Source organism: uncultured Rikenella sp. (assembly GCF_910579375.1).
Taxonomy (GTDB): domain Bacteria; phylum Bacteroidota; class Bacteroidia; order Bacteroidales; family Rikenellaceae; genus Rikenella.
The window spans coordinates 1-10907 of the sequence record NZ_CAJTUJ010000062.1; the positions used below are offsets into that span (position 1 = coordinate 1).

A 10907-nucleotide genomic window follows, 5' to 3' on the forward strand; every position below is an offset into this window, starting at 1 on the left:
AAGCACTGCCTATTTGTTTTTGGCCGCAGCCAGCGGAGAACTGCGCGACTCTGCGAGTCGCAGGAGCCCAGCCCAGTTCTCCGCCCCGTGTCAGCCTCACTGCGGCTCCGCTGTCGCTCCGCCGGTGCCGCTCGGTACCCGAAAGCTGGGCGTATCGACTCCTAAACGTCGCCCGCGGCAATTCTTGCCGGATTGACCGAGCGCCAACCGGCAGAATATGCCCTCTTAAGCGGGTGGGCGACAGATTTTTCGTGCAAAGTCGAGTTTTTTCGCGCGCCATGACGCGAACGCGTCGGCCAAGCGGGCCACACGTCCCGTGGACGGGCGAAACTACGTTTCGCTATGGCAGCCTCGGCCCAAACCGATGCCCGCCAAGCTCCGTACATCACACCTCCGCCGCAAGGGCCGCATTCGTATCCGCTGTAGCAGCTACCGCCGACGTCTCTTCCAACATATCCGCCACATCCGCTTCCCGTTCGCTCCTCCGCGACGAACCGCCGCCATGTCCCCCGCTCCGCTCCGAACCGCGTCCACGTTCACGATCATTACGATCGTTTTTCGAAAAATGCTGCAACGGATCGGCCGCCGCCTCGTCGAACACCTGCCGATTCCGGAAAATGTCGATTGCCTGGTAAATCGCCGCCCGCATCGGCGCAGCATCGGCCACCATCTTCCCGGCAATATCGAATCCCACACCATGCGCCGGCGACGTCCGCACCACCGACAGACCGGCCGTAAAGTTCACCCCGTCGGCAAAAGTCAATGCCTTGAACGGTGCCAGTCCCTGATCGTGATACATGGCCAGCACGGCATCGAACTTCCGGTAAGCCCCGCTGCCGAAAAACCCATCAGCCGCAAAAGGCCCGAAAGCAAGGATATTTTCGTATTTCGCCGACTGAATCGCCGGAATAATGACCTCCTGTTCCTCCGCTCCGAGCAGCCCGTCGTCTCCGGCATGCGGATTGAGCCCCAACACCGCGATTTTCGGCCCGACGATATTGAAATCGCGTTCCAACGAGCGTTTGAGCGCACGGATATGCCCCAACACCGCCTCCGTCGTCACCGCACCGGGCACCTGCGCCAACGGAATGTGCATCGTCACGAGTCCCACTTTCAGCGTATCGCTCACCATGAACATCAACGGTTCGGCATCGCCGAACTCCGCCGCGAGGTATTCGGTATGTCCGATAAACCCGAAATCGTCGCCGGTGGTATTTTTCTTGTTGATCGGACAGGTCACGAGCACATCGATTTTTCCAGCCTTCAAATCCCGCACCGCAGCATTCAGCGACGCAATGGCATACTGCCCGCTAATCACCGTCGGCTGTCCGGGATCGATTTTCACGTTTTCGTCCACACAGACGATCATATTGGCCCGTTTGGCATTGGCCTGCTCAGGATCGGTAATGATGTTGAAGGTGAAATTTTCGGCATCGGGCATCATCGCTTTGTAGTACCCGGCCACCTTGGCCGACCCGTACACCACAGGGGTACAGAGGTCGAAAATCCGAGGGTCGAGCAATGCTTTGATGATGATTTCGTAACTGATGCCGTTGAAATCGCCGTGGGTGATCCCCACTCGTATTTTATCCATATTCGTATTTTTTACGGTTCGGTTTCCCGTGGTTCGGTGAAAAAAGACCGTTCGCGGGAGTCAGAGAACCACCCCGTTTATTCCGAGAGGCAACGCAACTGAAGACCATAGGCGCGGCTGTCGATGTGGACAGGATCGAGCATGCCGCATTCTAAGGCCAAATACATGCCCTGAATCGAACTGATCGTGGACGACCAGCTGTAACCGTTGTTGCCGACGGCCCACAACTCGCCCGTACTTCGCGGGCGGTAGCCCGGGGCGCGCCCACAGGGCGTTTTACGGGCAGCCTCTACCCCTATTTTCGTCCGCGCGCCTTGGGCGATTCATTCTGTTTCGGCTCATCGCCGAAATCGCTGAATCGCTCCTTTAGGCCGGGCGCGCGGTTTAGTTTGAGGGTACTGCGCTCGGGCCGCGCGGGCCCCACGTCCCGTGGACGGGAAATGCTTGCGCATTTCCACTGACAGCCTCTACTCCCCCATTTTTTGTCCGCGCGCCTTGGGCGATTCATTCTGTTTCGGCGATGAGCCGAAACAGTTGAATCGCTTCTTTAGGCGTCGGCGCGCGGCGGTTTGAGGGGACTGCGTTTTGCTGCGAAAGCCTCTACTCAATTCTCTATTCGCGCGCCTGGGGAAATCCAGTCAAAACACGCAAGCGAGTTTTGACGATTTCCCTACTAAGGTGTGGCGCGCGAGAGTTCTTTCACGCATCTTTGGCTACAGGAGGGTACTGGCCTCGGGCCGGCCGGGCCCCGCGTGCCCGCGGTGGGCAAAGGGCAGCCTCCCCCTGTCCCTCCGCCTACTTATATTCGTTCCAAGCCTTGATCTTCAGATCGCCGCGACCCCGACGACAGAAGGCGACGATAAAGTCGTTCGCCAACCGAGCATTGGTTATCAGCGGGATATTGAAGTCGATGGCCGACCGACGAATCGTATAGTCGTTATTCAATTCGTCCTTGGTGAAGTTCTTCGGAATGTTGACCACGCAGTCGATCCGGTGCTCCTTGATAAAGTCGAGCACGTTCGGCACTCCGGTAACCGACGCATCCTGATCCGGCCAACCGACCACCGTCGCCTGTACCCCATTCTCCGACAGGAAGTTCGCCGTCCCTTTCGTGGCGTAAATCGTGTATCCGCGCTCCTGCAACGCCTTGGCCGCATCGAGCGTCAGAGTCTTCGACTTCGCGTCGCCCGTCGACAACAGCACGCTGCTCTTCGGAATCGAGTAGCCCACCGAGAGCATCGATTTCAAGATCGCCTCGTAGTAGTCCTCGCCGATACAACCCACTTCACCCGTCGACGCCATCTCGACGCCCAGCACCGGATCCGCCTTCTGCAAGCGGCTGAAGCTGAACTGCGGTGCCTTGATCCCCACGTAATCCAACTCGAACGCCGACTTGTGCGGCACCTTCGGATCCAACCCCAGCATCACCCGCGTGGCGATGTCGATGAAATTCACCTTCAGCACCTTGGAAACGAACGGAAAACTCCGCGAAGCCCGCAAATTACACTCGATCACCTTGATGTCGTTGTTCTTCGCCAAGAGCTGCATGTTGAACGGCCCGCTGATTTCGAGCGCCTTGGCAATCTGGCGCGCGATCTTCTTGATGCGCCGCACCGTCTCGATATAGAGTTTCTGGGCCGGGAAAACGATCGTAGCGTCCCCCGAGTGCACCCCGGCGAACTCGACGTGTTCCGAAATGGCATAGATCAACACCTCGCCGTCCTTCGCCACCGCGTCGATTTCGATCTCCTTGGCATTATTCACGAACTCGGTCACCACCACCGGATACTGTTTCGACACATTGGTCGCCAGCGTCAGGTAGTGTTCCAGCTCCTCCTTATTGGAGACGACGTTCATCGCCGCCCCCGACAAGACATACGAGGGCCGAATCAAAAGCGGGAAGCCCACCTCGTCCGCAAACCCGTAAATCTCGTCCATACTCGTCAGCTCCTTCCACCGCGGCTGGTCGATCCCCAGCTGGTCGCACATCTCGCTGAACTTGTGCCGGTCTTCCGCCCGGTCGATATTCGTGGCCGCCGTCCCCAGAATCGGCACGTTCTCCTGATACAGCCGCATCGCGAGGTTGTTCGGAATCTGCCCCCCCACCGACACGATCACCCCGCGCGGCATCTCCAGATCGGTCACGTCCAACACCCGCTCCAAGGTCAACTCGTCGAAGTACAAGCGGTCGCACATGTCGTAGTCGGTCGAAACCGTCTCCGGGTTGTAGTTGATCATCACCGACCGCAACCCGTTCTCCCGAATGGTGTTGATGGCGCTCACCGAGCACCAGTCGAACTCCACGGAAGAGCCGATCCGATAGGCCCCCGACCCCAGTACGATGACCGATTTATCATCGTGCGCAAAATCGATGTCGTGCGCCGTCCCGTTGTAAGTCAGGTAGAGGTAGTTGGTCTGGGCCGGATACTCCGCCGCCAGGGTATCGATCTGTTTGACCACCGGCACAATCCCCTTGGCCTTCCGATAGGCCCGCACCTTGAGCAGTCCCTCCTCCATCTTCAGGTCGTCGTTCTGGAGCACCGTCCGGGCGATCTGAAAGTCCGAGAACCCTTTGCACTTGGCCTCCCTCAACAAGGCGTCCGGCATCGCCTCCAGCGTCCGGAAATTCCCCATCTCGTGTTCCAGCGCGATAATCCCCTCCAGCTTCCGCAAGAACCAGTTGTCGATCTTGGTCAGTTCGTGAATCCGTTCGACACTATACCCGTGCTTAAACGCCTGAGCGATAATGAATATCCGTTTATCGGTCGGTTTCTGGAGCTCCCGGTCGATATCCTCGACAGCCATCTCCTTATTGGCCACAAAACCGTGCATACCCTGCCCAATCATCCGCAGCCCCTTCTGTATCGCCTCTTCGAAGTTCCGCCCGATAGCCATCACCTCGCCCACCGACTTCATCGAAGAGCCCAACTCACGACTAACCCCCTTGAACTTGCTCAAGTCCCAACGCGGAATCTTACATACGATGTAGTCCAGCGCCGGCTCGAAGCAAGCCGTGGTAGATTTCGTAACCGAGTTCTTCAGTTCATGCAATCCATACCCCAACCCCAGCTTCGCCGCCACAAAGGCCAGCGGATAGCCCGTCGCCTTCGACGCCAGCGCAGAAGACCTCGAGAGCCGTGCATTGACCTCGATCACGCGGTAGTCCTCGGAGTTCGGATCCAAGGCGTACTGCACGTTGCATTCCCCCACAATCCCCACGTGGCGGATAATCCGAATCGCAATCTGCCGCAGCTTATGGTACTCCGCATTGGTCAACGTCTGGCTCGGCGCCACGACGATCGACTCGCCCGTGTGAATCCCCAGCGGGTCGAAGTTCTCCATATTACAAACCGTAATACAGTTGTCGTACTTGTCCCGCACCACCTCGTATTCGACCTCTTTCCAGCCTTTGAGCGACTTTTCGACCAGAATCTGCGGCGAGTAGGTGAACGCCTTTGCCGCCAGCTGTTCCAGCTCCGCATCCGTATCGCAAAAACCCGAGCCCAGCCCCCCCAAGGTATAAGCGGCCCGGATAATCACCGGATACCCCAGTTCGTTCGCCACCCGCTTGGCATCCGCCACCGTGGTAACCGCCTCGCTCTTAATGGTTTTGACGTCGATTTCGTCCAATTTACGGACAAACAGATCCCGGTCTTCGGTATCCATGATCGCCTGCACCGGCGTCCCGAGCACCCGCACGTTATATTTCTCCAAAATCCCCCGCTTATAGAGCTGCACGCCGCAGTTCAGAGCGGTCTGTCCACCGAACGCAAGCAGAATCCCTTCCGGCCGCTCCTTGGCAATCACGTCCTCGACGAAATCCGGCGTCACCGGCAGAAAATAGACCTTGTCCGCAATCCCATCGCTGGTCTGCACCGTGGCGATATTCGGGTTGATCAGAATGGTTTCGATCCCCTCCTCCTTGAGCGCCTTGAGGGCTTGGGAGCCCGAGTAGTCGAACTCGCCCGCTTCGCCGATCTTCAATGCCCCCGAACCCAGGAGGACGACTTTTTTTATGCTGTTGTCTGCCATGACTCTATTTGTTCTTGTATTGGTCGATTAACTCGATGAAACGGTCGAAAAGGTATTCGGTATCCACCGGCCCGCTGGTGGCCTCCGGGTGGAACTGCACGCTGAAGAAGGGCAGAGTCCGGTGTCTGATCCCCTCGATGGTGTTGTCGTTGAGGTTGACGAAGTAGGGCTCCCAACCCTCTCCCAACCCCGTCGGATCGACCGCATAGCCGTGGTTCTGAGAGGTAATCACGGCCCGATCGGTTCCCACTTCCAACGCCGGCTGGTTGTGCGACCGGTGTCCATATTTCAGCTTATAAGTGGTCGCCCCCGCGGCCCAGCTCAAAAGCTGGTTCCCGAGGCAAATCCCGAAGATCGGCCGATTGGGCTTCTGTGTCATAGCCCGCTTGATATTTTCGATCGTGGCTCCGCACAGCGCCGGATCGCCCGGCCCATTACTGAGCATCACCCCGTCGTAGTCCAAGGTGCTGAAATCGTAGTCCCACGGCACCCGGACAACAGTGGCATTCCGTGTATACAAGCACCGGATAATATTATACTTACACCCGCAGTCCACCAGCACGATCCGTCGCTTCGCCTCCGGATTGGTATAGGTGATGGTATCCTTGCACGAGACCGCCGCCACCAAATTCTCGGCGTTCGGGTTATGGAACGGCATAGCATCTGCCGATGCGTAATCGGTCTCCTGCACCAATTTCCCTAGCATCACCCCCCGTTCGCGTATGATTTTCGTGATTTCTCTGGTATCGACGCCGAAGATCCCCGGCACCTCATTCTCCTTAAGCCAGTCGGACAAACTTTTGATGGCGTTCCAATGGCTATGCTGAAACGAGTAGTCGCTGATAACGAGCCCCTTGATGTGTATCCGGTCGGATTCGAAGAATTTGGGCAAACCTGTGACTTCGTCCAAGGCCGAAGTGTCCGGTACGCCGTAGTTCCCGATCAACGGATAGGTGAGCACCAGAATCTGTCCCGAATACGACGGGTCGGTCAAACTCTCCGGATACCCGGTCATGGCGGTAGAAAAAACGACTTCCCCCGATACAGACCGATCTGCACCGAACGAGAAGCCGTCGAATTGCGTACCATCCTCCAAAATCAGGCGGGCGGGCGTACTTTTCAGCATGTCAATTCAGAATTTAGTTTCTGAAATACAAAGATAACGCTTTTTCCGAAACAAACCGGGCTTTTACAACCGAATTTACCTATTTTTGTTCCATATACTTTTTTATCCTTCGTTTACCTGTCTTTGCCCAGGAGGGTACTGTTCTTTTTCTGAAGAAAAAGAACCAAAAAGACTTTCAGGAAAACTTCGTTTTCCATGAGCTGCCGGTCGCCCAAATCCCGAACTGTTCGTCGGGCTGTGGTTTTCCCGGTGGGCGCGCTTAAGGTATTAATCGCAGAATAGCGCGCCACACCGGAAACCCAGCCCGACAGACCCACGAAGATTGAGGACTGCGGAGCCTGAGGCAGAGCGTAGCTATCATGAAAGTTCTTTGGGTACCTTTCTTTCAAGAAAGGTACGGTTCCATGCGGGTAGACACAGTAAACGAACAATTAAACAGATGTTGACAAAAGCAGAAATCAAGCGGATACGGTCGCTCGGCGACAAAGGCGGCCGCGAAGCCGAACGAGCCTTCGTCGTCGAAGGCGAGAAGATGGTCAGCGAGTTGCTCGCCTCCGGCTTCGACGTGCTCGCCGTCTATCGCGTCGGCGAGCAGCTTTCGGCTGCCGAGATGGGGCGGATTTCGTTTCTGCGCACCCCTACCCCCGTGCTCGCCGTGGCCGGGATACCCGCCGACCGGCATGCGGAGCAGAGTCCCCGGCTGCCGCACGGACTCGCCCTGGTGCTCGACGACGTGCAGGATCCGGGGAACGTGGGGACGATCCTGCGCCTCGCCGACTGGTTCGGCGTACGGACAGTCTATGCCTCGCCCGGCACCGCCGACTGTTGGAACCCGAAAGTCGTGCAGGCCACCATGGGCGCGATATTCCGCGTGCGGATGCACTACGGGCCGCTCGAACCGCTGCTCCGCGAAGCGGCACAGGCGGGAGTGCCCGTTTACGGCACGTTTCTGGAGGGCGACGACATCTACCGCTGCGACCTGCCCCAAGAGGGAGACGCCCCCGGGCTGCTCGTGATGGGAAACGAAGGGCGGGGGATTTCGGCCGCCGTGGCGGCACAAGTCACCCAAAAGCTCCATATCCCGCCCTTCCCGGCGACGGCGGCCGGCCACACCTCCGAATCGCTCAACGTGGCGATGGCCACGGCCATCGCACTGGCAGAGTTCCGGCGGCGGGTGCACCCGTAAATCCGGCCGAAAACCGACGGACTTTCCGAAAAATTCATTACTTTAGACACATCAAAACCAAGAATCGAGGAATATGGCCACATTCGAAGTGACGGGCGGCTGCCCGCTGAGCGGCTCGATCGAGCCTCAGGGAGCGAAAAACGAAGCGCTGGAGATCCTTTGCGCCGTGCTGCTGACGCCGGAAGAGGTCACCGTCCGGAACGTGCCGGAGATTATCGACGTGCTGCAACTCATCGACCTGCTGCGTGCCATGGGGGTCGAGGTGACGCGGCTGGAACGGGGCGCCTATCGCTTCCGGGCCGAGCACATCGACCTCGATTATCTCCAGACCGACGAATTCCGGCGGGCCGCCTCGCGGCTGCGGGGTTCGGTGATGATCACCGGGCCGCTGCTGGCCCGGTTCGGTCGGGCTTACATGCCGCGGCCGGGAGGCGATAAGATCGGACGCAGAAGGCTGGACACCCACTTCATCGGATTCCAGAAATTAGGCGCCGAGTTCGACTGCGACACCGACCGAAAATTCTATACCGTGCGGGCTCCGGGGCCGAATCATCGGCTGCGGGGAGCTTATATGCTGCTGGACGAGGCGTCGGTGACGGGGACGGCCAATATCGTGATGGCGGCTGTGCTGGCGCAGGGGACGACGACCATCTATAACGCGGCGTGCGAGCCGTACTTGCAACAACTCTGCCGCATGCTGGTGCGGATGGGGGCCCACATCAGCGGCATCGCCTCGAACCGGCTGACGATCGAGGGGGTCGATGCGCTGGGAGGGACGGAACATACGATGCTGCCGGACATGATCGAGGTCGGAAGTTTCATCGGGATGGCGGCCATGACCCATTCGGAACTGACCATTCAGAACGTGTCATACGACGACCTGGGGATCATTCCGCAGCAGTTCGCCCGGATGGGCATCCGGTTCGAACAACGGGGCGACGACATCCATATCCCGAAACAGGAGCACTACGAAATAGAGAGCTTTATCGACGGCTCGATCATGACCATCGCGGATGCGCCGTGGCCGGGGCTGACGCCGGACTTGCTGAGCGTGTTCCTCGTGGTGGCGACGCAGGCCAAAGGGTCGGTGCTGATCCATCAGAAGATGTTCGAAAGCCGGCTGTTCTTTGTCGACAAACTGATCGACATGGGGGCGCAGATCATCCTGTGTGACCCGCACCGGGCGACGGTGATCGGGCACGATCATGCGATTCGGCTGCGGGGAACGACGATGACCTCGCCGGATATCCGGGCAGGGGTGGCTTTGTTGATTGCGGCGATGAGCGCGCAGGGAAAAAGCGTGATCCAGAACATCGACCAGATCGACCGCGGGTATCAGGACATCGACGGGCGGCTCAATGCGCTGGGGGCTCAGATTAGGCGAATCGACTGATTTCCACGACTATGCAGAAATCCAACGCGTTTCGATTCAAACAGTTCGCGGTGACGCAGGAGCGAGCGGCAATGAAGGTGGGCACGGACGGGGTGCTGCTCGGCGCGTGGGTCTCGTTGGAGGGTGCTTTGCGGCGGGTGCTCGACGTCGGGACGGGAACGGGGGTGATTGCGTTGATGTTGGCGCAACGGACTGCGACGGAGGCGGAACCGCCTGTCATCGATGCGGTTGAGGTCGATTCGGAGGCTGCTCGCGAAGCGGAGACCAATTTCGCGGCTTCGCCGTGGGCGACTCGTTTGCGGGCATACGACGCTGCTATTCAGTCTTATACGACTGACTATGGGGAGGCGAAATACGATCTGATCGTCTCGAATCCGCCTTATTTTATGGCTGGCACCGATTTTCGCCGGGGTTTCGACCGATCGGCGGCAGCCACGCAGCCGACGGCGGCGAGGGTGGCGGCAAGGCATGCGGAGGCGTTGCCGTACGACGAGTTGATCAATGCGGTATCGGGAGTGCTGGAGGGTGAGAACGGACGGTTCGCTGCGATTTTCCCGTACCGCGAGGCGGGGATCTTCGTGGCGAAGGCTGCGGCGCGGGGGTTGTATGCACATCGGATGCTTGAGGTGCGGGGCACGCCGCACAAGCCGGTGAAGCGGATGGCGATCGAGTTTTCGTTCCGGCGGCCGAAGCCGGAGGCAATCATTCGGGAGGAGCTTTGCATCGAAGACGGGGAGGGACATTTTACGGAAGCATATCGCTCTCTGACACAGGACTTTTACCTCCGGTTCTGAGGCCGATTCCCGAGGATCTCGCCCCGGGCTACCGCCCGCGGAGTACGGGTGAATTGTGGGCCGTCGGCAGCAACGGTTACAGCTGGTCGTCCACGGTCAGTTCGATTCTGGGCATGTATTTGGCCTTAGAATGCGGCATGCTCGATCCTGTTCACATCGACAGCCGCGCCTATGCTCTTCAGTTGCGGTGCCTCTCGGAATAAACGGGCCGCGGGCCCGCGAGGGCAAGGGGCTGGAACTACCCTACCAACAACCGGCAGCCTCTACCCTATTTCAATTTGACTTTACGGTCGGACGCCCGGGAGGGACAGCAACTCTCGACGCGGAGCGGCGGATTGCGGGCCGCCCGAGGGGAGGCGGCCGGCCCGCGCGACCCAAAGGGTCGCAAGAGCAACACCTCGTTCACCGCCCAAAGCTGTCGGGTTCGGCCTGTCGCCCACTCTCCCGAGGCGCTCCGCGCCTAGGCGACAAGGCCGGCGACCCTAAAGGGTCGCAAGAGTTCAGCCCAATCCACCGCCTCAATTTTGCGAGGTTCGCCGCCAGCGGTGACTGCAACGAGCTCCGTCGAGTGCAGTCCGCCGCGTGGGGTGGCGGCGAACTGCGCGGCTCAAAGAGCCGCAGATGCTCGGCCAAATGCTCGGCCCAGCGCGGCGGGAAAACCGCAATCGGTTTTCCCGCCCGAAGAACAAGTACAGCCCAGTTTTCCGCCCCGTGTCAGCCTCACTGCGGCTCCGCTTGCGCTCCGCCGCATTTTCCGCGCGCCTGCACGATTCAACTATTTC

General features: G+C 59.1%; 6 protein-coding genes. 3 read left to right on the forward strand and 3 right to left on the reverse strand.

Annotation, left to right across the window (positions count from 1 at the left end; all coding sequences use genetic code 11):
• Window positions 1-385: 385 nt before the first annotated feature.
• The 3 genes from pdxA to carA all read right to left on the reverse strand — a co-directional run bounded on the left by pdxA (window position 386) and on the right by carA (window position 6752).
• Window positions 386-1594 carry a 4-hydroxythreonine-4-phosphate dehydrogenase PdxA gene (pdxA, locus tag QZ302_RS06405; RefSeq protein WP_294593772.1) on the reverse strand — a complete coding sequence of 403 codons (1209 nt, stop codon included), beginning with the start codon at window positions 1592-1594 and terminating at the stop codon, window positions 386-388.
• A 795-nt stretch (window positions 1595-2389) separates the two neighbouring features.
• The gene (gene carB, locus QZ302_RS06410) at window positions 2390-5626 is read right to left on the reverse strand and encodes a carbamoyl-phosphate synthase (glutamine-hydrolyzing) large subunit (RefSeq protein ID WP_294593774.1); all 3237 of its coding nucleotides are present in this window, start codon (window positions 5624-5626) and stop codon (window positions 2390-2392) included.
• A gap of 4 nt (window positions 5627-5630) precedes the next feature.
• Window positions 5631-6752, reverse strand: coding sequence for a glutamine-hydrolyzing carbamoyl-phosphate synthase small subunit (carA, locus tag QZ302_RS06415; protein WP_294593776.1), 1122 nt, complete (start codon window positions 6750-6752; stop codon window positions 5631-5633).
• Window positions 6753-7191: 439 nt separating this feature from the next.
• On the opposite strand from carA, the gene QZ302_RS06420 reads away from it, so the two are divergent.
• The 3 genes from QZ302_RS06420 (at window position 7192) to QZ302_RS06430 (ending at window position 10125) form a co-directional block, all read left to right on the forward strand.
• Window positions 7192-7938 carry an RNA methyltransferase gene (locus QZ302_RS06420; protein ID WP_365320715.1) on the forward strand — a complete coding sequence of 249 codons (747 nt, stop codon included), beginning with the start codon at window positions 7192-7194 and terminating at the stop codon, window positions 7936-7938.
• Window positions 7939-8011: 73 nt separating this feature from the next.
• Window positions 8012-9331 (forward strand): UDP-N-acetylglucosamine 1-carboxyvinyltransferase, encoded by a 1320-nt coding sequence (gene murA / locus QZ302_RS06425; protein WP_294593778.1) that lies wholly within the window; start codon window positions 8012-8014, stop codon window positions 9329-9331.
• Window positions 9332-9342: 11 nt separating this feature from the next.
• Window positions 9343-10125 (forward strand): methyltransferase, encoded by a 783-nt coding sequence (locus tag QZ302_RS06430; RefSeq protein ID WP_294593780.1) that lies wholly within the window; start codon window positions 9343-9345, stop codon window positions 10123-10125.
• Window positions 10126-10907: the final 782 nt, after the last annotated feature.

What these genes read in the sequence shown, in the direction of transcription:
- pdxA (WP_294593772.1), bottom strand. Translation starts at nt 1,594, where the DNA reads ATGGATAAAATACGAGTGGGGATCACCCACGGCGATTTCAACGGCATC.
- carB (WP_294593774.1), bottom strand. Translation starts at nt 5,626, where the DNA reads ATGGCAGACAACAGCATAAAAAAAGTCGTCCTCCTGGGTTCGGGGGCA.
- carA (WP_294593776.1), bottom strand. Translation starts at nt 6,752, where the DNA reads ATGCTGAAAAGTACGCCCGCCCGCCTGATTTTGGAGGATGGTACGCAA.
- QZ302_RS06420 (WP_365320715.1), top strand. Translation starts at nt 7,192, where the DNA reads ATGTTGACAAAAGCAGAAATCAAGCGGATACGGTCGCTCGGCGACAAA.
- murA (WP_294593778.1), top strand. Translation starts at nt 8,012, where the DNA reads ATGGCCACATTCGAAGTGACGGGCGGCTGCCCGCTGAGCGGCTCGATC.
- QZ302_RS06430 (WP_294593780.1), top strand. Translation starts at nt 9,343, where the DNA reads ATGCAGAAATCCAACGCGTTTCGATTCAAACAGTTCGCGGTGACGCAG.